This is a genomic window from Methylocaldum gracile (genome assembly GCF_053646815.1).
Genome location: NZ_CM132196.1, coordinates 3695662 through 3718716, shown reverse-complemented (window position 1 = coordinate 3718716; position 23055 = coordinate 3695662). Strand labels below are relative to the sequence as shown.

Below are 23055 nucleotides of genomic sequence, written 5' to 3'. Positions count from 1 at the left end.
TGTGCGGGTACTCGCGAGTGCGGTTGGGCCAATGGGGTCGTCGGCAAAGGATTGCCGACCTACAAATGCTCTACCCATCATCTACGAATCTTTTGATGCGTCATGGCAACCGGGATTTCGTAGGATGGGTTAGGCGCACGCCGATATAAGTTGGCCGTCGATTAGAGCATTTTTCGATTCGGTGTAAGGGATCCCGATATGTAGGTCGGCAATCCTTTGCCGACGTACCGGCTCAGCAAAGGGCTTTGTCGGCAAGGGATTGCCGACCTACACTCTTCCTTCCCGACACGAATCCGTACACCGACATGAAAAACGCTCTAATGCGCTGCGAGTGCGCCGTAACCCATCAAAGCGACGTGCCAAGGGAGTCCTCGTCGAACCTCAATCCAGATAGCGCCGCTTGCCCCATTGGGCGAGGCGCATCAATCGCACCAGAGCCCACCCTGCCAAGATGCGGACAAAGCGGAGAAGGTCCGCCGACTGGCGCAAAAAAGCGCTCCAGGCGAGTTCCAGCTTAGGCCGAAGTGTCGAAAGATCGATCTCCCTATCCGCGATCGAACCGCGCCGGTGCAGCCAGTGCAATAGGCCGGTTACATAAAGCACGAGCGGCATCAGGCCGACACAGAACCAGACGAAGCGGCCCGTCGCGCCGAAAGCCTCGCCGGTGTGCCAGGGCCAGATACGGCTGATAAAAGCTTGCCCACTGCTGAACTTATTAGGATTGCGCACCTCACGAATCTGCCCACTCCAGCGGTCGACCCAGACCAGGGTTGCCGGGTGTCTGATGTTGGCATCCCCGGAGCGCCGCAAATTGATGCGGTAGGTGCCGTTTTCCCCGGCTGGCGTCGCGACGCGCCTCACTTCGGCGTGCGGAAATAGGCCCCGTGCGACCAGAACCGCCTCGGCCAGGCCGACGGGGCGACCATTTGGAGCGCCGGTACTGATGATTTCCGGACCCTCGTCGCCGTGGCCCATCTCCGAAGCCCCGAGCATCGTTTCCAGCAGGCTCGGATAAGCCAGATGGAATCCGGTGAAAGCCAGCAACAGCAGGACAACGGCGCTGAACAGACCGAGCGTGCGGTGCAGGTCGAAAGCGAGTCGTGCCAGGCCGGCGTCGTGTCGGATCACAAAGCTTCGGCGAAGCCGGCTGAATCCCGGCCACCAGAGATAGAGGCCGGTGCTTGCCGAGGCAACCAGTAACAGCCCCAGGATGCCGACGGCGTTCCACCTGAACCGTCCGAAGTGCAGTTGAGTATGGAGGTCATATATCCAGGTCGCCGCCGTTCGGCCCCAGAATCGGCTGGCTACGATTTCGGCCGTGTACGGATTCACCGAGACCATGAGAGGCGCATAGAACTCGCCAAAAGTCTCGTAGGGTTTTTCGTACCAGACGGTGATCATGCCGTTGCGGGAGCGCGGCATTTCCAGTACCCACGCGCCATATCGATCAGGATGCGCCTCCCGCACCGCCGCCATGATGCGGTCCAAGGGGAGGTATCCCCCTTTCGGCTCATCGACCGTCAGCCGAGGATTGAGAAGTTCGTCCAGTTCCTCGCGATAGACGCTGAGACTTCCGCTGAGCCCCAGCAGGACGAATAGAAAACCGCCGCCCAGCGCGAGATAAAGATGGATCCTGAGCCAGGCTGTTCGTGCGAAATTCACGGCGATGGCCGCTTGAGACGATAGAGGGCCGAGATATCCTCGTCGCCGTGGCCGTCCGCGATGAGCTTGGCGTAATCGGTCATGGCCATTTCGGTGACCGGGAGCTTGAGCCCCAGCTTGTCCGCCATGCCCTTGCAGATTTTCAGATCCTTTTGGTGCAGGGCGAGCTTGAAGCCGGGTTTGAACACGCCTTGGGTCATGGTCGGTCCGCGCTTTTCCAGAAACCAGTTTCCGGCCGCGCCGCCGGAAACGACGTCGATGACCTTGCGCATGTCGAGTCCCAGCGCCGCTCCGAATGCCATGGCTTCGGTCACGGCCTCGTTGATGCCGGCCGCCATGATCTGGTTCACCGCCTTGGCCGCCTGGCCGGCACCCACGTCGCCCATGTGAACGATCCGGCTGCCCATGGTTTCCAGTACCGGCAGAATTCGCTCCAAGGTCTCGAGCTTGCCGCCGACCATGATCGCTAGGGTCCCGTTCTTCGCGCCTTCGACGCCGCCGGTCACCGGCGCATCGAGAAAATCCGCGCCCTTGCTTTCAACCAGCCTGGCGGCTTCTCGCGCGGTATCGCTGCTCACAGTGGACATGTCGATCACCACTGTGTGCGGGCGCAGCGCCGGTAACATGCCGTGTATCACCTCCAGCACGTCGGCATCGGCCGAGACGCAAATTAGAGTCACGTCGACGTGCGAGGCGAGCAGGGCGGGCGAGACGGCGCACTGTACGCCCAATTCTTGAGAAAGCGTTATCGCGCTGGCTTCGGTGCGGTTCCAGACGGAAGCCAAATAACGGCCCTTGGCCACGTTTCGCGCCATGTGAGTGCCCATCGCGCCGAGACCGATGAAGCCCGCCCTAATGTCCTTTTTGCCTTCGGTGTTCAATGCCGTTTACTCCTCGAGATAGGTGTAGCTTCGCAAGCCGGCGATCAACTCGCTCTCGAAGCGCTTGCGCTGTTCGGAGGGGATCCGCGCCTCGACCAGCTTCTTGCGATAGGCGCGCTCCAATTCTTCCGGGTCGATATGCACATAGCGCAGCAGGTCGTGGGCGCCGTCGCCCCGCATGGGCTGGATGAAACGGTAGCCGCCGGCTCCATCGAGTTCGACGTTGACCGAATGAGTATCGCCGAACAGATTGTGCATGTCCCCCAGAATTTCCTGGTAGGCGCCGACCAGGAAGATGCCGATGAGATAGGGTTCGCCCGGCTTGTGGGTATGCAGCGGCAGGGTGGCTTCGAGGCTCTGCCGATCGATGTAGGTATTGATCCGGCCGTCGGAATCGCAGGTCAGGTCTTGGATCACCGCGCGGCGCGTGGGTTCCTCGTGCAGGCGCTGCAGCGGCATGACCGGAAACACCTGTGCGATCGCCCAGGCGTCCGGCATGGACTGGAACAGCGAGAAATTGCAGAACACCTTGTCGGCAAGCCGCTCGTTGAGTTCGTCGATCAGCTCGCGATGGGCGCGGAGACGGATGTCGAGGCGCCTATGAACGGCATGGCAAATGGCTGCGTTGAGCCGTTCCGCATCGGCGAGTTCGGCCAGGCTCAATTTGCCCTGCACGTACATCGCTCGGGCTTCGGCGAGATCGAATTGCGCGTCGTGATACACGCCCAGCGGCGACTCCTGGGGCAGGGCGCGGAGCAGGTCGGCCAGGTCCTGCAAGGGTTTTGCCTTGATTTCGGCCGGAGGGCTTCCGTCTTCGGCCACCGATTCGATATCGATGATATTCGTGATCAGCACCGCATGATGTGCGCTCATCGCACGTCCGGATTCGGTGATCAGGTTAGGATGCGGCAAACCGTATTCGGCGCAGGCCTCCGAAAAGGCGCGCACGATGCTGTGGGCGTATTCGTCGATGCTGTAATTGATGGAACAGTCGCTGACCGAATGGGTGCCTTCGTAATCGACGCCGAGTCCGCCGCCCACGTCGGCCCAGGCGAGATGGGCGCCGAGTTCCCGCAATTCCGCGTAATAGCGGCTGGCTTCCCGCAGCGCCGTCTTGACGTCGTTGATGTTCGCGACCTGCGAGCCCATGTGGAAATGCATCAGTTTGAGCCATTCGAGTCCGCCGGCTTCTCGCAATTTGACGATCAGCTTGAGGAGTTCGTTCGCGTGCAGACCGAACTTCGATTTTTCGCCGCCGCTGTTCTGCCATTTGCCGGCGCCGATGCTGGACAGTCTGATCCGGACGCCCAATTGCGGCGCAATCCCCAGATCTCGCGATTCGGAAAGCACCAGCTCCAGTTCGGACAGCTTTTCGATGACGATGAAGACGTTCAGTCCCAGGCTGAGTCCGATCAAGGCCAGGCGGATGTAGGATCGGTCCTTGTAGCCGTTGCAGATTACCGTGCCGGCATCGGATAAGGCCAGTATGGCCAGAAGTTCCGATTTGCTGCCGGCTTCCAAGCCGACTGACGTATGACCATTTTTTAAAATGCCCTCGACCACGCTCCGCTGCTGATTGACCTTGATCGGATAGACCGGTGTATAGCTGCCTCGATAATCGTGCTCGTGGCGAGCCTTTTCGAAGGCCTTGTGCAGCAGGCCCACGCGGTCGCGGAGGATATCGGTGAAGCGCACCAGGACCGGCAGCGACAAGCCTTCCTGGCGTACCGCCTGGGCGATTTCGAAGAGATCCACCGTGCCTTGCACCGGATTCTTGGTCGGACGGACGACCACGTGGCCTTCGTCATTGATGCCGAAGTAGCCTTCTCCCCAGTGCTCGATGGCGTAGGTATCGACCGCCTGCTCTAGACTCCAACTCATTTCGGTGGCCAAGCTCTTTAAAAAAGGTTGAATTATGTGGAAAATCCTCCGATTTTTCCATTGCGAGGAACACCATGCTGAGCGACGAAAACTGGTTTACCGAGGTTTATCCGAAACACGGGAGCGCGCTCTCTTTGAAGGTGACTGATAAGCTCCACGAGGAGCAGACGCCGTTTCAGCGCATCGAGATCTACGAGACTGAATGGCTGGGCACGCTCATGGTCATCGACGGCTGCACGATGGTGTCCGATCGGGATAATTTTCTTTATCACGAGATGATGACCCATCCGGCGCTATACACCCATCCGAATCCGGAAACCGTCTGGATCATCGGCGGCGGCGACTGCGGGAGCCTCAAGGAAGTGCTCAAACACCCGGAGGTCAAGCGGGCGGTTCAAATCGAGATCGACGAGCGGGTGACCCGGCTTGCCGAGCGGTATTTTCCGGAGTTGTGCGAATCGAACGACGATCCGCGCGCCGAGCTGCTCTTCATCGACGGCATTCAGTGGGTAAAGGATGCGGCGGCCGACAGCGTCGATCTCATCATCGTGGACAGCACCGATCCGGTGGGGCCGGCCGAGGGCTTATTCAACGAGGCGTTCTACCGCGAGTGTTTCCGTTGCCTGCGCAAGGACGGGATTCTCGCCCAGCAGAGCGAATCGCCGCTGTTCCACATGCCGCTGATCGAGGCCATGCACAAGACCATGCGCCAGGCGGGATTTCCCGAAACGCGCACCTTGTTCTTTCCTCAGTTCATCTATCCATCTGGCTGGTGGAGCGGGACCCTGGCGGGAAAATCGGGTCTGACCCATTTCCGCGAGGCCGATGCCCGAAACAAACCGTTTGCAACGAGCTACTACAACGCCGAGATCCATAAGGCAGCTTTCGTCGCGCCGGAGTTCTTCAGGGCGGCGATGGCTTGAGCGGACGGCGGCCTGTGTTACGATTTGCGGAAAACGACGGGTTTGAGGAAAAGATCCCATGACTGAGAAAGAAATAAGCGAAGCGCTTTTCAACCTGCGCACCGAGATTGAACATCTGAATACCAGCGACCCGGAAGTGAGGGCTCGGCTGGAAACGCTGCTTGCCGATCTCGAGCGGCGGCTCGAGGCATCGGAAGACGAGCATCACCTGCATTTGGTGGATGACATGAAAGAAGCGATTTCGCAGTTCGAAGTCGAACATCCCCGCATTACCGGCATTCTCAACGACTTGATGGTTGCCTTGAGCAACCTGGGGATCTGATCCTCTTCTGAAACACTCGGCAAAGGCGGGTTACGTTAAACCCGCTTTTGCCCGAGTCTGGCTGTCGACATTCCGCAAATAATCCGACCCTCCCAGCTGCTTCATCTGTCTTAGTATCCATAACCGGCGATGCATCACATAAGCCGAAGGTTTGTCCGCACGTAAACGCACGGGGTTGGGCAGAACGGCGGCGAGCAGGGCGGCTTCGTTCGGGTTGAGTTTCGATGCCGATTTGGCGAAAAAGGCTTTCCCGGCGGCCGAAACGCCGTAAATTCCTTCGCCGAATTGGGCGATATTCAGGTAAACCTCCAGTATCCGCCGCTTCGGCCACATCAATTCAATCAACGCAGTGAAATAAGCCTCCAAGGCCTTGCGGAAGTAGTTTTGCCCCGGATAAAGAAACAGATTCTTGGCGACTTGTTGGGAAATCGTGCTGGCGCCCCGGATGTGCTTGCCCTGCTGGTTATGCTTCCAGGCTTGGCCGATAGCGTTCAGATCGAAACCATAGTGCCGGTCGAACAACTGGTCTTCGGCGGCGATCACGGCGACTTTCGCATAAGGCGAAATGTGGTCCCAGGAAACCCAGTTATAGCGCGGCCGGAATCCCGGTTTCCCTTCGATAAGCGCCAGAAATTGCGCGCGCAGCATGAACGCGCTGGTCGGCGGAGGAAGCCAGCGAAGCAGGGCGACGGGGATAACGGTGAGGGCGACGAACGTCAGGATGAACTTGCGAAGAATGTTTCTCAGCGCCATTTCGCGTTTGCGGATTTTTATTAAGATTCCTTTGATGCGGCGCCCCGGACGGACTAATCGGCAGGGGCTCGAATGGGTTGTCAGATCCATTGCAGCCGCTTCAAAGTTGACTCACGCGTCATAGCTGGCCAGAATACGCCATTTTTCCGACCGATTTAAGTGGCGCTTCATCAAAACATGGCTGGCGGGAATGCGGGTGGCGAAGTTCTAGTTTCTATCAGAAACCTCACGTTCAGCCGCGGCAGCCGCAAGATCTTCGATGGCGTCAATCTGGACATCCCCAGAGGCAAGATTACCGCCATCATGGGGCCCAGCGGCACCGGCAAGACCACTCTCCTGAAACTGATCGGCGGTCAACTGCGGCCGGACAGCGGCACTATCACCGTGGACGGGCGCATAGTGCACGAGCTATCGCTCGGTCGTTTGTACGAGCTTCGCAAAAAAATAGGGATGCTCTTTCAGACCGGCGCTCTTCTGACCGATCTCAACGTATTCGAAAACGTCGCTTTTCCGCTCCGGGAGCATACCAAACTGCCCGAGTCCATGATCAGGACTCTGGTCTTGATGAAACTCCAAGCGGTAGGCTTAAGGGGCGCTCGCGACCTGATGCCGGCGCAGCTTTCCGGAGGCATGGCCAGGCGGGTGGCATTGGCGCGGGCTATCACGCTCGACCCCATGATGATCATGTATGACGAGCCGTTTACCGGACAGGACCCGATTTCCATGGGCGTGCTGGTGAAGCTGATACGCGACCTGAACCGGGAACTGGGACTCACCAGCATCGTCGTATCCCACGATGTCGAAGAAACCGCATCCATTGCCGATTACATCTATCTTATTTCCGAGGGCAAGGTAGTCGGCCAAGGCACGCCCGACGCGATCCGTCATTCGGAGTCGCCTTGGGTCCTACAGTTTATGGAAGGTTTGGCGGATGGTCCGGTGCCGTTTCATTATCCAGCGCCCGATTATGCGGCCGATTTACTCAATCCGCCTGCCTGAAATAGACCGTCATTTATTCGGAAAATCCCATGTTAGCCCCATTCCAGCAACTTGGACACGCGACCCTGGGCACGATGCAAAAGTTGGGTCGGGCCAACTTGTTTATCTGCCATGTCCTAACGGGGCTGCCTGAAATACTGAGGCGCATTCGCCTGCTGCTGGCGCAGGTTTATTCGGTGGGGGTGCTCACCATTCTGTTGGTAAGCGTTTCCGGCTTGTTTGTCGGCATGGTATTGGGGCTTCAGGGCTACAATGTACTTTCCGATTTCGGGGCGGAGCAGACCTTGGGCGTGATGGTGGCGGCCTCTTTGGTGCGGGAACTGGGGCCGGTGGTCACGGCCTTGTTGTTTGCGGGGCGAGCGGGTTCCGCTTTGACCGCGGAAATAGGCTTGATGAAGGCGACCGAACAACTTTCCGGAATGGAAATGATGGCGGTCGATCCGTTAAAACGCATTATCGCACCACGCTTTTTCGCCGGCTGTTTGTCGATGCCTCTGTTGGCCTCGCTGTTCAGCATGATCGGCGTCATGGGGGGATATTTCGTCGGCGTCGGGTTGCTCGGGGTGGACGAGGGTGCGTTCTGGTCTCAGATGAGAAGCAGAATCGATTTTTACGATGATATCGTTAATGGTCTCATCAAAAGCGCGGTATTCGGGGTCATCGTCACCTGGATTGCGGTGTTCGAAGGTTACGATGCCGTGCCCACTTCCGAAGGGGTCAGCCGGGCGACCACGCGCTCGGTCGTTTATTCGGCCTTCGCCGTGCTCGGGTGGGATTTCGTGCTGACAGCTTTAATGTTCGGGGGGGATTGATGCAGTCATCGAAAGCAATCGAGATCTGGGTTGGTTTGTTCGTTGCCGTTGGTTTGATCGCTTTGTTTTTCTTAGCCATGCAGGTCAGCAATCTCGCCGAACTGCGGAGCAACGATGACAGCTACAGAATCGTCGCGCGCTTCGAAAATATCGGCAGTCTGCGAGTTCGGGCTCCGGTATCGGTGGCCGGTGTCACGGTGGGACGGGTCAGCGCCATATCGTTCGACAATCAAACCTACGAAGCCGTGGTGGAGATGCGGATCGATCCGAAATACGACACGCTTCCGATCGACACCAGTGCCAGCATACTTACGGCCGGTCTGTTGGGCGAGCAATATATCGGTCTGTCGCCCGGCGGCGCGGAAGAGCACCTGGCCGACGGCGACGAAATCGAACTGACTCAATCGGCGATCGTGCTCGAGCAGGTCATCAGCCGTTTCCTGTTCAACAAAGCGGAAGGCGGCGGAGCGAGTGGCGGGGCTGCCACGTCCTCCGAGTAATACCGGAATTACGCGATGCTCGTTATGGCTGAATCCCCCGTCCCATTCGAATTTATCGATGAAGGTCAAGGCCGCTACAGGCTCGAGGGCGAGCTGAGCTTTTCGACCGTAGCGGATGTGCTGAAGAAGACTTTGGCCGTCTTCCGGGATGCGTCCAGGCTTTCGTTCGATTTGGGGGGGGTCTCCCGCGTCGACAGCGCCGGCGTCGCTCTTATGGTGGAGTGGATGCGGCAGGCGGCGCAAGCCCGGACAGAACTGCGTTATGTGCATCTTCCACAGCATGTCATGGCGATCGCTCGAGTCAGCGGTATCGAGCACTTGATTTCCGTCGACTCAACCGACGCGGTCGATCGATCGATCTCGGACTAGCAAAAACATATACAAACAATGGATAAGCTTCTTATTACCGGCGGCAAACCTCTTCATGGGGAGCTGCGCATTTCGGGGGCCAAGAACGCTGCATTGCCGATACTCGCGGGTGCATTGTTGTCGGAAACGCCCGTGATCATCGGCAACGTTCCGCATCTTCACGACATTACCACCACCATGGAATTGCTCGGGCGCATGGGAGTGCACCTGATGGTGGACGAAAAGCTCAATATCGAAGTGGATTCCGGACCGATCGAGAATTTTTTCGCGCCTTACGAGCTCGTGAAGACCATGCGGGCTTCCATTCTGGTCTTGGGGCCCTTGTTGGCGCGCTTCGGCCGTGCCGAGGTTTCGCTGCCCGGCGGTTGCGCCATCGGCAGCCGGCCGGTGAATCTGCACCTGCACGGTCTGGCCGCAATGGGAGCCGATATCAATGTGAAGAACGGCTATATTCACGCCGGCGCCAAGCGTCTCAAAGGTTGCCGCCTGGTTCTGGATCAGGTTACGGTTACCGGCACCGAGAATCTCATGATGGCGGCGGTGCTCGCGAAAGGGACGACCATCATCGAAAATGCCGCGCGCGAGCCCGAGGTGGTGGATTTGGCCAATTTCCTCAATCAGATGGGCGCGAAAGTTTACGGCGCGGGATCCGACATCATGGAAATCGAAGGTGTCGAATCCCTATCCGCCAACGGGCTGCACTACCGTATCCTGCCGGACCGCATCGAGACCGGCACGTATCTGGTGGCCGCCGCCATGACCGGCGGCCGGGTTAAATTGAAGAATACCCGCCCGGATTTGTTGGACGCGGTCTTGGCCAAGCTTCGCGAGGCCGGGGCGCTGATCACGTGTACCGATTCGACCATCGAACTCGACATGCAGGGCAATCGGCCGCAAGCGGTATCGCTGCGCACCGCGCCCTATCCGGCGTTTCCGACCGATATGCAGGCGCAATTCACGGCCATGAACACGGTTGCCGAGGGCGTCGGCGTGATCACCGAGACCGTGTTCGAAAATCGGTTCATGCATGTGCACGAAATGCAGCGCATGGGGGCCGACATCCAGCTGGAATCCAATACCGCCATCGTTCAGGGCAGGCCGAACCTGACGGCTGCACCGGTCATGGCCACCGATTTGAGGGCTTCGGCAAGCCTGGTGCTGGCCGGACTCGTGGCCGAAGGCCAGACCATCGTCGACCGGATTTATCATATCGATCGCGGATACGAGTGCATCGAAGAGAAGCTATCGCAGCTCGGCGCGGAGATACGCCGCATACCCAATTGAAACGCCCCGCATGCTCACTCTAGCCATATCGAAAGGACGTATCTACGAGGAGGCGCTCCCGCTGCTGGCGCAGGTCGGGATAGCTCCGACCGTGGATCCGGACAAGAGCCGTAAGCTGATCCTGCCGACCAATCGCGAGGATGTTCAGTTCCTGATTATCCGGGCTACCGACGTGCCCACCTACGTGGAATACGGAGCCGCCGATCTCGGAATCGCCGGCAAGGACGTATTGGTCGAGTACGATGCCCAAGGGCTGTACGAGCCGCTGGATCTGGGCATTGCCCGCTGCCGATTGATGACGGCGGCCATGAAGGATTCGGCGCCCGTGCCGAGAGGTCGATTGCGGGTGGCGACCAAATATGTGAAAACTACCCACCGTTATTTCGCCAGCCGCGGCATTCAGGCGGATATCATTAAGCTTTACGGTTCTATGGAACTGGCGCCTCTCGTAGGTTTGGCCCACTGCATCGTCGATCTCGTCGACACCGGAAACACGCTGAAGGCCAATGGACTCGAGCCGCGCGATCTGATCATGGACGTCAGCAGCCGGCTCATCGTCAACAAGGCCGCGATGAAGATGAAGCACCGCGAGGTCACGTCCTTCGTCGAAGAATTGAGGCAAGTCGTCAGCGAACGCAGCAAGCAAGCGGGGTAAGCACCATGTTGGATATCTCGATTACCCGTCTCGAAGCGGGGTCAGCGAATTTCGCGAAGGGTCTGGACGCGGTTTTGGCCTGGGACGAAGCCGAGGACGCGGCGATTCACGCGCGGGTGATGGACATCATCGCGCGTATCCGGAAGGAGGGCGATGCCGCGCTGATAGAACTCACCCGTCTTTATGACCGTTTCGACGCGGTGAACGCCTCGGGTCTCGAACTGTCGCGCGACGAGCTGAAAAAGGCGTGGGACGGTTTGCCCGCCGAATCGGCCGAGGCGTTGATGAAGGCCGGGGATCGCATCCGGCTGTACGCCGAGCGCCAGAAGATGGACTCCTGGCGCTATGCGGAACCCGACGGCACGGTGCTGGGACAGCAAGTGACGCCCTTGGACAAGGTCGGCGTCTATGTGCCCGGCGGAAAGGCGGCTTATCCGTCGTCGGTATTGATGAACGCCATTCCGGCGAAGGTGGCCGGCGTGCCGGAGATCGTCATGGTGGTTCCGACTCCGGGCGGCGAGACCAATCCCCTGGTTCTCGCGGCCGCTTATCTTGCCGGCATAGACCGCGTATTTCGGATCGGCGGCGCGCAGGCGGTGGCGGCGCTGGCTTACGGCACCGCCACGGTGCCGCGCGTCGACAAGATCGTCGGCCCCGGCAATATCTACGTGGCTACCGCGAAAAAGCTGGTGTTCGGCCAGGTGGGCATCGACATGGTGGCGGGCCCGTCGGAAATTCTCGTCATCAGCGACGGCGGCACCGACCCGGACTGGATTGCCATGGACCTTTTTTCGCAGGCCGAGCACGACGAGGATGCCCAGGCGATACTGGTCAGTCCGAACCGCGCTCATCTGGATGCGGTGGAAGCGAGCATACGCCGTCTGTTGCCGACCATGGAGCGGGCCGAAGTCATCCGGACCTCGCTGTCCCGCCGCGGCGCTCTGATCGAAGTCCGGGATCTGGACGAGGCGGCGGAGGTGGCGAATCGCATCGCGCCCGAGCACCTTGAGCTTTCCGTGGAAGATCCGGAAAGTTTGGCTACCAAAATCCGCAATGCCGGCGCCATTTTCATGGGCCGCTATACGGCGGAAGCCTTGGGCGACTACTGCGCCGGTCCCAATCACGTGCTGCCCACCTCGGGGACCGCCAGATTTTCGTCGCCTTTGGGCGTTTACGATTTCCAAAAGCGGTCCAGCCTGATCTTCTGCTCACGGCAAGGCGCCGACCAATTGGCGAGGACCGCGTCCGTGCTGGCACGAGGCGAGGGACTGACGGCTCATGCGCGCTCCGCCGAATACCGGATCGTAGAACGCTCATGAGCGATCTCGCGAGCAAGGTCTGTTCCTTGCTGAGACCGGAAATACTGGCTTTGTCGGCCTATCACGTTCCGGATTCTTCGGGTTACGTCAAATTGGATGCCATGGAAAATCCTTATTCGTGGCCGGATGACATGGTCGAGGAATGGCTGGCCCGGCTCCGCGAAGCTCAGCCGAATCGCTATCCCGATCCCTCGTGCAACCGGCTCAAAGCCAAGTTGCGCGAAGCTTACGGGGTGCCCGAGGAAGCCGATCTCCTGATGGGGAACGGTTCCGACGAAATCATTCAGATCATTCTCATGGCACTGCAAGGACGCGACGCGACGGTTTTGGCGCCCGAGCCGACTTTCGTCATGTACCGGCAGATCGCGTCCTGCTTGGGGCTCAAGTTTGTAGGCGTACCCTTGCGGGAAGCGGACTTTGCTCTGGACATGGACGCGATGCGGGCGGCGATCGAGACGCATCGACCTGCCGTGATCTTTCTGGCCTACCCCAACAACCCGACCGGCAATTTGTTCCATACCGACGATGTCGCAGAAATCCTGCAAATAGCTCCGGGATTGGTGGTCTTGGACGAAGCCTACACGGCCTATGCGGGGCGCAGCTTCATGCCTCGACTCGCGGAATTCGATAGGCTCCTCGTCATGCGCACACTGTCCAAATTGGGGCTGGCGGGGCTGCGCTTGGGTTTCTTGGCCGGCGCCAAGGCCTGGATAGACGAATTCGACAAGATTCGGCTGCCATACAATGTCAACGTATTGACCCAAATCAGCACCGAATTCGCCATCGAGAAGCGGAGTGTGCTAGAGGCTCAGGTGGGGCTCATTTTGCAGGATCGGCAGTACTTATACGAAGAACTTGGCCGGCTTTCCGGTGTCCAGGTCTATCAGAGCGACGCTAATTTCATCTTGTTCAGGCTGTTGCGGCACGATGCCAATCAAGTGTTTCGGAAGCTGAAAGATTCGGGCGTCTTGATCAAGAATCTGCACCCTTCCGGCGGCCGGCTGGTGGGGTGTTTGCGTGTAACCATCGGAATGCCGGAGGAAAATCGCAAATTCCTTAAGGCGCTTGCGAACGTTCTGGCTTCGTAGGGCATATATCCTGTGCTATTGCTTTCTGAGCCTTTCTCAAACAAAATCCTCCCCCCTGGAGAAACGCATTGTCAACTATAACGATTCAACGATATGGAACTGGCGGGTTCCGGAATTAGAACCAAATACAATTGAAAATTATAAGACCTATCTTAGAGGGGTACTCGGGAGATGTTGGCATGACTACTGAAGGCGTGGATATCGACAAACGCCGTTTTTTAACCCAGGCGGCGGTGGTTATCGGCGCCATAGGCACCGGCGCCGCGACGGCGCCGTTCATCTCGTCCATGAAGCCCAGCGCCAAGGCAGAAGCCTTGGGGGCTCCGGTGGAAGTCGATATCAGCAAGATCGAGCCGGGACAATTGATTCGCGTCTTGTGGCGGGGCAAGCCGGTTTGGATATTGAACAGAACTCCCAACAGCTTGGCGATCCTGCCGACGCTCGACGACCAATTGCGTGATCCCCGGTCGAAAGAGTCGGAACAGCCGAAAGCGATGACTAACGAGTTTCGGTCCATCAAGCCCGAGATTTTTGTCGCTGTCGGCATCTGCACCCACCTCGGATGTTCTCCCGTCTATCGTCCCGAAGTTGCACCCGCCGACTTGGGGCCGGACTGGAAGGGCGGATTTTTCTGCCCCTGCCACGGCTCTCGCTTTGATTTGGCGGGACGCGTGTACAAGGCGGTTCCGGCACCGACCAATTTGGTAATTCCGCCTTATCACTTTGTAGGCGATACGCGCATCGTAATCGGTATGAGCGGCGGCGAGGAGTAGGCGAGATGGCTTCGGAAAAAGCAAAAGCTCTTTTGAATTGGTTGGACGAGCGGTTTCCGGTCACGAAGCTCTGGACAAGCCAGCTCACTGAATACTACGTTCCGAAGAATTTCAATTTCCTGTATTTCTTCGGTTCCCTGGCGATACTCGTACTCGTCAATCAGATCCTGACCGGGATTTTTCTGACGATGCACTACAAGCCCTCGGCCGAACTCGCGTTCGATTCGGTCGAATACATCATGCGCGATGTCGATTACGGCTGGCTGCTCCGGTACATGCACTCGACGGGCGCGTCGATGTTTTTCATCGTCATCTACGTTCACATGTTCCGGGCGATCTTCTACGGCTCTTTCAAGAAGCCTCGGGAACTGATCTGGCTGTTCGGCATGACGCTTTTCCTGCTCCTCATGGCGGAAGCCTTCATGGGCTATCTGCTGCCTTGGGGGCAAATGTCCTACTGGGGAGCGCAGGTCATCATCTCGCTGTTCGGTGCGATTCCGGTCATCGGCGAAGACCTCGCGATATGGGTCCGGGGCGATTACGTGGTCGCCGATGCGACCTTGAACCGGTTTTTCGCGCTCCACGTCGTCGGGATTCCCCTGGCCATCCTGATTCTGGTGGTGTTTCACCTGGTCGCCCTGCGGACCACGGGTTCCAGCAATCCGGACGGCATCGAGATCAAGAAACAGAAGGCCGAAAACGGCGTTCCGATCGACGGCATACCGTTCCATCCGTATTACACCGTCAAGGATCTGTACGCCGCGGTCATTTTCCTGATCGTCTGTTCGATCGTCATCTTCTACATGCCGGAAGTGGGCGGGTATTTCCTGGAGCATCCGAACTTCGAACCGGCAAATCCGGCGGCGACGCCCGAGCATATTCAGCCGGTATGGTACTTCACGCCGTTTTACTCGGTGTTACGCGCGATTCCGAATAAGCTGGGCGGCGTCATGGCGATGGGGGCATCGATCGTTCTGCTGTTCTTGCTGCCGTGGCTGGATCGCTCGCCGGTGAAATCGATCCGCTACCGAGGGGGGATTTTTAAAATCGCGCTGGCGTTGTTCGTGGTGAGTTTTTTCGGACTCGGCATACTCGGAACCAAGCCCGTCACGCCGACTGCAACGGCTTTTGCTCGGCTGTTCACGATCATTTATTTCGCTTTCCTGCTTTTGATGCCGTTTTATCCGAGTTTTGAAAAAACCAAACCGGTACCCGAACGCTTGGCCGAACCCGTCATTCCGCTAAGCAAGCGCGAGGGCAGGCATTGGCGGATGGTCGAACGCGGCGTGGAGGCAGTCCGGACCAGTGAGTTCTATCGGAATGTGAAAGCGCGGTTAGAGGCTGTTGGAGCCCATCCCTATTATCAAAACGTAAAAGAACGGCTATCGGCGGTAACCGGATGGCTGAAAACTTACGGAAGCAAATAAGAATGAAAACGGCATTCGGCATAGCACTGTTGTTATTTTCTTTTGCTGCGTCTGCGGTAGATCCGGTAAAGCCACTCTTGGACGCCGATGTGGATATTTTCGATACCGATTCGGTTCGGAGAGGAGCCGGCTTCTTCGCCAACTACTGCATGGGTTGCCATTCCGCGAAGCAGATTCGCTACTCGCGGATCGCCAAGGACCTGGAGCTCAGCGAGGACACCATGCGACGCGAGTTCATGTTCGGCAACGTCAAAATTCACGACTATCTCGAGACCGCAATGAGTAAGGAGGATGGGGAAAACGCCTTCGGCGTGGCGCCGCCCGATCTTTCTCTCGTCGTGCGGGCCAAGGGCGGGGATTGGGTCTATAGCTATCTCAAAGGCTTTTATACCGATCCCAAGCGGCCGTTCGGGGTAAACAATCTGGTTTCTCCAGACGTAGCGATGCCCAATGTCTTATGGGAGCTGCAAGGCACCCAAGAGCCTGTGATCAAGAAGATCAATGGCGCAGATGCGGTCATCGACGTTCGGCTGGTCAAGAAAGGCGAGATGCCGCCTAAGGAATTCGACCAAGCCCTGACGGACATCGTCAACTTTCTTGCATATGTGTCGGAGCCTTCCAAGCTCCAACGTCTTCCGCTCGGAAAATACGTCATCTTATTCCTAGTGGTGCTGGCGGTAATCATGTACCGATTGAAGAAAGAATATTGGAAGAATATTCATTGAGGTTTAATGGTAAAATGAGCGGCCGGCCGGTTGGAAACCGATGATGTTCGTAGGCGCTCGCAGCGAACGACTTTTCCCGGCGGAGGCCGGTGCGCCAACCGTTAATTTTTTCCAACCGGAACCTTTTAGTCTTTCTTGAGGTGTTCAGCGTGGCAACCACTGCCAGTCGCAAATCGGTAATGACGCTTTTTTGTTCCCCGACCTGCGCCTATAGCCACAGAACACGGATTGTTTTATTCGAAAAAGGAATTGCGGCGGATATCGAATATGTCGATGCCAATCAGCCGCCGGAAGAATTGCTTGCGCTGAATCCCCACGGGAACACCCCGACGATGGTGGACCGCGATCTGGTGCTGTACGAGTCCCGGATCATCATGGAATACTTGGACGAACGTTTTCCTCATCCGCCGTTGCACCCCATGGACCCCGTATCGAGAGCGCGGGCTCGCATGTTGGTCCATCGTATCGACCAGGATTGGTACCGATTGCTGGACGAAATCGAAAGTTCGGAGGATAAAAAGGACACCAAAGCGAAGAAACTGCTGCGGGACAGTCTTATTGCCGCGGCTCCGGCATTCGCTTCCAAGCCTTATTTTCTCAGTGACGAATTTTCTTTGGTAGACTGTACGCTCGCTCCGCTGCTTTGGCGCTTGCCCACGTTGGGCATAGATCTGCCGAAACAGGCGGAGGCGATTACGGCCTATGCTCGACACTTGTTTGAGCGCGATGCGTTTCAAGCCAGTTTAAGTGAACAAGAGCGGGATTTAACCTCTTTTGCCGAGCCGCTGAGTGCCTGATGACTTCGCTCAAGCCGTATTTGATACGAGCGATATACGACTGGATAGTCGATAACCAATTCACGCCCTATCTGCTCGTCGATGCCGAGGCGCAGGGTGTCGTCGTGCCCAGGCAGTACGTTCAAGACGGAAAGATCGTGCTGAATTTGCGGCCGCAAGCCGTGCACGGCTTGTCTCTGGGTAATCAAGAGGTCGAGTTCGGTGCCCGATTCGGCGGAACGCCGATGCAAATAACCGTCCCGATGCGCGCAGTTCTGGCTATATATGCGCAAGAAAACGGAAAAGGAATGATTTTCGACGATGAGGGAGATGACGACACGCCTCCACCCGCCGATTCCGCGCCTCAGACACCTAGCACGAAGAAAAAGCCGGTGCTCAAGGTCGTCAAGTAACTCACTTGTAGGTCGGCAATCCTTTGCCGACAAACGTGTGCGCTACGACTTGTCCGGCACGTAAAACTTCGTGACTTTGCCCGATTGACCCGCCTCCCGATCGAGGGGAATGATCTTGGCGGTCCCGCGGCGTTCCACCTGATCGATGCGAATGATTTCATGCATCGGAATGAATGAGCGCCGGACATTGGCAAATTCCGTCTTTAGCTTCTCTTCATAAGGATCTACGACCACGGATGTGGTCTCGCCGAAAATAAAATCCTCAATCACCACGAATCCGAACATCTCGCCCTGGAAAACCCGCTTGGCATACATTTCGTAAACCTGGTTCTGATTGATAAAGACGACCTTGTAAATCAGATTATCCGACATGATAGTTAGCTAGGTATTGGGGAGGTGGTTCGGGGCGGACGGGACGTGGGGCTTATTATAAGGCAATTAGCGCACTCGACGTACGTTGCTGTCAGCCTCAAGCATTTCGCGCGGCCGGCTGACTGTATGTTAGTTGCCATCGATTTCGTGGTTTCGCGAGGAGTCTTCATGGTAAGTGTGAAACGGGTCTACGAGATGCCGGCTGCTGGCGATGGAGAACGCTTCCTGGTCGAGCGGCTCTGGCCGAGAGGAATCAAAAAAGAGGCGTTGGCGATGACGGCCTGGATCAAAGAGGCGGCACCGAGCGGCGATCTGCGGCGCTGGTTCGGCCATGACCCTTCAAAATGGGACGAATTCAGGCGGCGTTATTTTACCGAACTGGACCGAAACCCCGAGGTGCTCCGGCCGCTCCTGGAGGCTGCCGCTCGCGGAAGGATCACCTTGCTCTACAGCGCTCGCGACACCGAGCACAACAGTGCGGTGGCTTTGGCGGAGTATCTTTTGAAGCGCTTATCCTCGCCTTTGGCTTAAGGTATCGTACATTGGAGCGACTGATTTATGGACCCTATCCATTTCGATTCCCGCGTTTTGTTCAGCTATGCCTTCCGCGCCTTTTTCCTGCTGGTGGGTGTTTACGCCGTTCTGGCTATCTCGGCTTGGGGGCTTCACCTTAGCGGAGTCCTGGCCTGGCCGGATGCATTGCCCGCCGCGGTTCGGCACGGGCATGAAATGATCTTCGGGTTCGCCGGAGCAGCGATTGCGGGGTTTTTATTGACAGCCGTCGCTACCTGGACCGGCCGGCCTCCGGTTGCGGGAACGCCACTGATGATACTGTGTGTGCTTTGGGGCGCGGCCCGGATAGGCGCTTTCCTTCCAAGTCTTTTCGGCAGCAGTTTATGGGCTTCGGCCAGTGTCCTGTTTTGGGGAGGAATGCTGGCGCTCGTTTCCCGCGAGGTCATCGCGGTCCGGAATACCCGAAACTATAAAGTGCTGGGTTTGCTATTTGCATTTCTCGCAACCGAGGCATATTTCTTCTTCGTGGCATCCGGCGATGTGGCGGGACAGGAGGCCGCATTGCGCATCGGGTTATGTCTCGTGATCGGCATGATCCTGCTGATCGGCGGCCGGATCATTCCCAGCTTCACTCAGAACTGGCTGCGTCTGAATCGTCCTCAGCTCGGGACAAGTTTGCCTCCCTTCGACCGATTCGAGGGCACCACCGTCGCGGTAAGCCTGTTGTTTGCCCTAGGCTTCGTTTTTTGGCCCCACTCGGCGGAAATCGGCTCACTGGGCGTCATTGCGTCCGTATTCCAGTTCATCCGCCTCGCTCGATGGCGCGGTTGGCTGGCCTATCCGGAACCGCTGCTCTGGATTCTGCACGTCGGCTATGCCTGGATACCCATCGGGCTGGCCTTGCTCGGAACGAGTCTGCTGTTCGATCATCCGGGACTTTGGGATAGCGGTCTGCATGCGCTCGGCTACGGGGCTATCGGCACGATGATTCTGGGTGTCGCGGCTCGAGTCGCGCTCGGCCACACCGGACGGCCATTGCGAGCCTTTCCTTCGATGACCGCCGCTTTCGCAATGATGACCCTCGGAACCGTTTTCCGGCTTTTCGCGCAACCGGATGGTCTACCCATGTTAGCCGCGATAGGGTTCTGGGTCGCGGCCTATCTGCTGTTTCTGGTGCGCTACCTCCCCATCTTGCTCGCACCGCGCCTCACGTCTTAAGGAAGCTCTGAACAAGTGGATTCCGTTCATGCCCCTTCGACAGGCTCAGGAGAGCGTTCGACAAGCCTGTCCTGAGCCGAGTCGAAGGGCTCACCACGAACGGAATCAATACATTACCGTTCGTCCTGAGCCTGTCGAAGGACTTGATCAGAGCTTCCTTAACGGTCTCGACTGGGATGTTGGTATTTCCCTGGTGAAGTTTCAATCCACTCCCGGCTATTAAGCCGGGAGATACTCGGTGGGCGTGGAGTGCTCGTCGCGAGCATCCTGTTTCAATCCACTCCCGGCTATTAAGCCGGGAGATACCGCGGTAAGTGCCAATAGACCGACCACTAAAAAATGTTTCAATCCACTCCCGGCTATTAAGCCGGGAGATACCCGGTGCAGCGCTGGAAAATCAACTGCGTAGTATGTTTCAATCCACTCCCGGCTATTAAGCCGGGAGATACTTCAAAAGCCTATACATAGTCATCCGCGAAATGTCTAGTTTCAATCCACTCCCGGCTATTAAGCCGGGAGATACCTTCGACCTCCTTTTCAGTTGCCCGCCCTACGGCGTTTCAATCCACTCCCGGCTATTAAGCCGGGAGATACTGTCGTCCATGAGCTGTTCGTAGGAGGGGTAGGCGTTTCAATCCACTCCCGGCTATTAAGCCGGGAGATACCTTCACGACGCTCTAACAAAATTTCGCGATTTGATTGTTTCAATCCACTCCCGGCTATTAAGCCGGGAGATACATTTGCTCGCCTGATTATGCGCAAGAAATAGCTAGTTTCAATCCACTCCCGGCTATTAAGCCGGGAGATACCGGCGCGTTGCCTCAATCAACCCCAATCACGCGCAGTTTCAATCCACTCCCGGCTATTAAGCCGGGAGATACCCCATCTCGAAGCGATGGGCCTAAAGCGCGGCAAGGTTTCAATCCACTCCCGGCTATTAAGCCGGGAGATACGCCATGTAAATTTCCTATTGGTCTGGCGGTCAATGGTTTCAATCCACTCCCGGCTATTAAGCCGGGAGATACCGCCGTTCCCAACTGCGATTGTTAGCAAGGTTTTGGTTTCAATCCACTCCCGGCTATTAAGCCGGGAGATACGCGGATCATGCCCGACATCCAGGATTTCCCCTCGCTGTTTCAATCCACTCCCGGCTATTAAGCCGGGAGATACGGAGCGATGAGTAATATTGTCTATCTCGACACAATGTTTCAATCCACTCCCGGCTATTAAGCCGGGAGATACCTGATCAGGCGGTTGAAATAGCCGAAACTTTAGTAGTTTCAATCCACTCCCGGCTATTAAGCCGGGAGATACTTCGGAAAATCTATCCATTCCGACGATGCGCAAGTGTTTCAATCCACTCCCGGCTATTAAGCCGGGAGATACGCACTTAAACACTAAGCATTCAAAATTGATTTGGAGTTTCAATCCACTCCCGGCTATTAAGCCGGGAGATACCAGCCAATAGCGATGGAATTTGCCGGGACTTGACTCGTTTCAATCCACTCCCGGCTATTAAGCCGGGAGATACGCGCCGAGCTTGAAAAATCACGGCTTGATCTTGAAGTTTCAATCCACTCCCGGCTATTAAGCCGGGAGATACCTGTCAAAACGTCTTTGTCGAGATAGATTTTGCTCATGTTTCAATCCACTCCCGGCTATTAAGCCGGGAGATACTTTTTTCGTGTGGATGATGTTGGAACACGCCGTAATGTTTCAATCCACTCCCGGCTATTAAGCCGGGAGATACCGCGCCGGTTATCAAAGCGTTGCCCGAACCGGAAAGTTTCAATCCACTCCCGGCTATTAAGCCGGGAGATACTCGATCGGTTTTTGCCGAGATAGCATAAACCAGTGTTTCAATCCACTCCCGGCTATTAAGCCGGGAGATACCGCCGTTCCCAACTGCGATTGTTAGCAAGGTTTTGGTTTCAATCCACTCCCGGCTATTAAGCCGGGAGATACATGAGATTGATAGTCAATGGGTAATATTGCCATTGTTTCAATCCACTCCCGGCTATTAAGCCGGGAGATACGTCCGGTACTGGGTAACGGTAAGGGTTTCATTGTCAGTTTCAATCCACTCCCGGCTATTAAGCCGGGAGATACCGGGTAAATCTCACCACGCCGTTGACCCTGCCCGAGTTTCAATCCACTCCCGGCTATTAAGCCGGGAGATACCGCAACAGCCGGAAGCTCGGCAAGGCCCACCAGGTTTCAATCCACTCCCGGCTATTAAGCCGGGAGATACCAACGGGCGATAATCGTTAGGGCCTCCCAAAAGGTGTTTCAATCCACTCCCGGCTATTAAGCCGGGAGATACGGCCAAGGCCGAGCAGCTCAAGCAACACCATGCCGTTTCAATCCACTCCCGGCTATTAAGCCGGGAGATACGGCGCTGAGCCGTTGCAGGTTCCTACCCGGATCGGTTTCAATCCACTCCCGGCTATTAAGCCGGGAGATACCGCCCAGCCGGTGCAAGCGGTCGAGGTCCTCTCCAAGTTTCAATCCACTCCCGGCTATTAAGCCGGGAGATACAGAGTTTTTGCAGCGAAGAATTAGCGGCTTAGGATAGGTTTCAATCCACTCCCGGCTATTAAGCCGGGAGATACGAGATAATGGAGGGAATAGCGGAATCGGTACCCGGAGTTTCAATCCACTCCCGGCTATTAAGCCGGGAGATACACCTGGATGGAAACCCTAAGCGCCCGGTATCTTCTCGTTTCAATCCACTCCCGGCTATTAAGCCGGGAGATACGCTCTGTCCGCGGCATACGTTCCAAGTGTTGACGAGTTTCAATCCACTCCCGGCTATTAAGCCGGGAGATACACGAGATAGTCACCAAGAAAGGCGGCGGCAATTGGGTTTCAATCCACTCCCGGCTATTAAGCCGGGAGATACAGCCTTTCGGCAAAGCAAGAATAAATCAGGAAAAAACGGCAGGAAAGCGCGAACGGGAGGACCGGGAGTGTCAAAGCCGGAAGAAATTTTGAATTCTTGGCAACGAAAGGGAATAAAGTCATAAGTTTATGGTCTGCGCGAATGTCCCGGCATTTTGCCATTGCTTCCAGTTCGCGCATCGGCAGAGCACTCATACGATCAAGGTATCCGTAAAGTCGACCGCCTTGAACTTGCCGAATTCCATGACGTTTTTTTCAAGCGGCTCTACGATGCGGTAAATCCGCAAGCTGTCTTCCTCTTCATTGATGATGTCCAGCAGGTCGTTCTTCAAGATTTCCAGTTGCATCGGCTCGACCTTGCACTCGAACACCGATTTTTGCACACGCTGACCGTAGTTGAGGCAGACCTTGGCGACTCGCCGGAGCCGTCGGCGGCCTTCCGAGGTTTCGGTCGAGACGTCGTAACTGACCAGAAGCAACATGTTTACC

The 23055-nt window shown here is 56.9% G+C and carries 23 protein-coding genes and 1 CRISPR repeat array; of the genes, 17 read left to right on the top strand and 6 right to left on the bottom strand.

The window, feature by feature from the left end; all coding sequences use genetic code 11:
- Window positions 1–381 precede the first annotated feature (381 nt).
- Genes ACWJJK_RS16470 through speA form a run of 3 tightly spaced genes read right to left on the bottom strand, consistent with a single transcriptional unit; the run spans window position 382 to window position 4424 of the window.
- Window positions 382–1662 (bottom strand): PepSY domain-containing protein, encoded by a 1281-nt coding sequence (locus ACWJJK_RS16470; RefSeq protein ID WP_434111859.1) that lies wholly within the window; start codon window positions 1660–1662, stop codon window positions 382–384.
- A complete protein-coding gene (locus tag ACWJJK_RS16465) occupies window positions 1659–2519 on the bottom strand; it encodes an NAD(P)-binding domain-containing protein (protein ID WP_434114292.1) in 861 nt (286 codons plus the stop codon). The genes ACWJJK_RS16470 and ACWJJK_RS16465 overlap by 4 nt, the downstream gene beginning before the upstream one ends.
- Window positions 2520–2549: 30 nt before the next feature.
- Window positions 2550–4424, bottom strand: a complete 1875-nt coding sequence (gene speA / locus ACWJJK_RS16460; RefSeq protein WP_156879545.1) for a biosynthetic arginine decarboxylase — start codon at window positions 4422–4424, stop codon at window positions 2550–2552.
- Window positions 4425–4498: 74 nt separating this feature from the next.
- Here speA and speE point away from each other — a divergent pair, with 74 nt between their 5' ends.
- Entirely contained in the window at window positions 4499–5347 is an 849-nt protein-coding gene (gene speE / locus ACWJJK_RS16455; protein ID WP_086135251.1) for a polyamine aminopropyltransferase, read from the top strand.
- A 58-nt stretch (window positions 5348–5405) separates the two neighbouring features.
- Window positions 5406–5669 (top strand): DUF4404 family protein, encoded by a 264-nt coding sequence (locus ACWJJK_RS16450; protein ID WP_077728091.1) that lies wholly within the window; start codon window positions 5406–5408, stop codon window positions 5667–5669.
- A gap of 30 nt (window positions 5670–5699) precedes the next feature.
- Here the strand turns inward: ACWJJK_RS16450 and mtgA are convergent, their stop codons facing one another.
- Complete coding sequence (gene mtgA, locus ACWJJK_RS16445; protein WP_086135252.1) at window positions 5700–6422, bottom strand: monofunctional biosynthetic peptidoglycan transglycosylase; 723 nt, start codon at window positions 6420–6422, stop codon at window positions 5700–5702.
- 177 nt (window positions 6423–6599) lie between these two features.
- Here mtgA and ACWJJK_RS16440 point away from each other — a divergent pair, with 177 nt between their 5' ends.
- The 13 genes from ACWJJK_RS16440 to ACWJJK_RS16380 all read left to right on the top strand — a co-directional run bounded on the left by ACWJJK_RS16440 (window position 6600) and on the right by ACWJJK_RS16380 (window position 17562).
- Window positions 6600–7421, top strand: coding sequence for an ABC transporter ATP-binding protein (locus ACWJJK_RS16440; protein ID WP_077728093.1), 822 nt, complete (start codon window positions 6600–6602; stop codon window positions 7419–7421).
- 29 nt (window positions 7422–7450) lie between these two features.
- The gene (gene mlaE / locus ACWJJK_RS16435) at window positions 7451–8233 is read left to right on the top strand and encodes a lipid asymmetry maintenance ABC transporter permease subunit MlaE (protein WP_077728094.1); all 783 of its coding nucleotides are present in this window, start codon (window positions 7451–7453) and stop codon (window positions 8231–8233) included.
- The gene (gene mlaD / locus ACWJJK_RS16430; protein WP_077728095.1) at window positions 8233–8733 is read left to right on the top strand and encodes an outer membrane lipid asymmetry maintenance protein MlaD; all 501 of its coding nucleotides are present in this window, start codon (window positions 8233–8235) and stop codon (window positions 8731–8733) included. The genes mlaE and mlaD overlap by 1 nt, the downstream gene beginning before the upstream one ends.
- Before the next feature lie 24 nt (window positions 8734–8757).
- Window positions 8758–9102, top strand: coding sequence for an STAS domain-containing protein (locus ACWJJK_RS16425; RefSeq protein WP_166642485.1), 345 nt, complete (start codon window positions 8758–8760; stop codon window positions 9100–9102).
- Window positions 9103–9120: 18 nt separating this feature from the next.
- On the top strand, window positions 9121–10386 hold the full coding sequence (murA, locus tag ACWJJK_RS16420; RefSeq protein WP_086135255.1) for a UDP-N-acetylglucosamine 1-carboxyvinyltransferase: 1266 nt from the start codon (window positions 9121–9123) through the stop codon (window positions 10384–10386).
- Between the two features lie 10 nt (window positions 10387–10396).
- Window positions 10397–11041 carry an ATP phosphoribosyltransferase gene (gene hisG, locus ACWJJK_RS16415; RefSeq protein ID WP_156879546.1) on the top strand — a complete coding sequence of 215 codons (645 nt, stop codon included), beginning with the start codon at window positions 10397–10399 and terminating at the stop codon, window positions 11039–11041.
- 5 nt (window positions 11042–11046) lie between these two features.
- On the top strand, window positions 11047–12360 hold the full coding sequence (gene hisD / locus ACWJJK_RS16410) for a histidinol dehydrogenase (protein WP_077728099.1): 1314 nt from the start codon (window positions 11047–11049) through the stop codon (window positions 12358–12360).
- Window positions 12357–13448 (top strand): histidinol-phosphate transaminase, encoded by a 1092-nt coding sequence (gene hisC / locus ACWJJK_RS16405; protein WP_156879547.1) that lies wholly within the window; start codon window positions 12357–12359, stop codon window positions 13446–13448. Before hisD ends, hisC begins: the two co-directional genes overlap by 4 nt.
- A gap of 179 nt (window positions 13449–13627) precedes the next feature.
- Window positions 13628–14221, top strand: coding sequence for a ubiquinol-cytochrome c reductase iron-sulfur subunit (petA, locus tag ACWJJK_RS16400; protein WP_077728101.1), 594 nt, complete (start codon window positions 13628–13630; stop codon window positions 14219–14221).
- Window positions 14222–14226: 5 nt separating this feature from the next.
- Window positions 14227–15648: a cytochrome b gene (locus ACWJJK_RS16395; protein ID WP_454128292.1), complete on the top strand. Its 1422-nt coding sequence runs from the start codon at window positions 14227–14229 to the stop codon at window positions 15646–15648.
- A 2-nt stretch (window positions 15649–15650) separates the two neighbouring features.
- On the top strand, window positions 15651–16373 hold the full coding sequence (locus ACWJJK_RS16390; protein ID WP_077728103.1) for a cytochrome c1: 723 nt from the start codon (window positions 15651–15653) through the stop codon (window positions 16371–16373).
- Between the two features lie 179 nt (window positions 16374–16552).
- Window positions 16553–17170, top strand: a complete 618-nt coding sequence (locus ACWJJK_RS16385) for a glutathione S-transferase N-terminal domain-containing protein (protein ID WP_156879550.1) — start codon at window positions 16553–16555, stop codon at window positions 17168–17170.
- A complete protein-coding gene (locus ACWJJK_RS16380; protein ID WP_077728104.1) occupies window positions 17170–17562 on the top strand; it encodes a ClpXP protease specificity-enhancing factor in 393 nt (130 codons plus the stop codon). The genes ACWJJK_RS16385 and ACWJJK_RS16380 overlap by 1 nt, the downstream gene beginning before the upstream one ends.
- A gap of 42 nt (window positions 17563–17604) precedes the next feature.
- On the opposite strand, the gene ACWJJK_RS16375 is transcribed toward ACWJJK_RS16380, so the two are convergent.
- Window positions 17605–17934: a DUF1820 family protein gene (locus ACWJJK_RS16375; protein ID WP_077728105.1), complete on the bottom strand. Its 330-nt coding sequence runs from the start codon at window positions 17932–17934 to the stop codon at window positions 17605–17607.
- 168 nt (window positions 17935–18102) lie between these two features.
- On the opposite strand from ACWJJK_RS16375, the gene ACWJJK_RS16370 reads away from it, so the two are divergent.
- A complete protein-coding gene (locus ACWJJK_RS16370) occupies window positions 18103–18465 on the top strand; it encodes a DUF488 domain-containing protein (RefSeq protein WP_077728136.1) in 363 nt (120 codons plus the stop codon).
- A 27-nt stretch (window positions 18466–18492) separates the two neighbouring features.
- Entirely contained in the window at window positions 18493–19665 is a 1173-nt protein-coding gene (locus ACWJJK_RS16365; protein WP_077728106.1) for an NnrS family protein, read from the top strand.
- Window positions 19666–19863: 198 nt separating this feature from the next.
- Window positions 19864–22567: direct repeats of the CRISPR family, unit length 37 nt; unit sequence GTTTCAATCCACTCCCGGCTATTAAGCCGGGAGATAC.
- A 190-nt stretch (window positions 22568–22757) separates the two neighbouring features.
- Here ACWJJK_RS16365 and cas2 read toward each other — a convergent pair.
- Window positions 22758–23048, bottom strand: a complete 291-nt coding sequence (cas2, locus tag ACWJJK_RS16360; RefSeq protein ID WP_077731135.1) for a CRISPR-associated endonuclease Cas2 — start codon at window positions 23046–23048, stop codon at window positions 22758–22760.
- Between the last annotated feature and the right edge of the window lie 7 nt (window positions 23049–23055).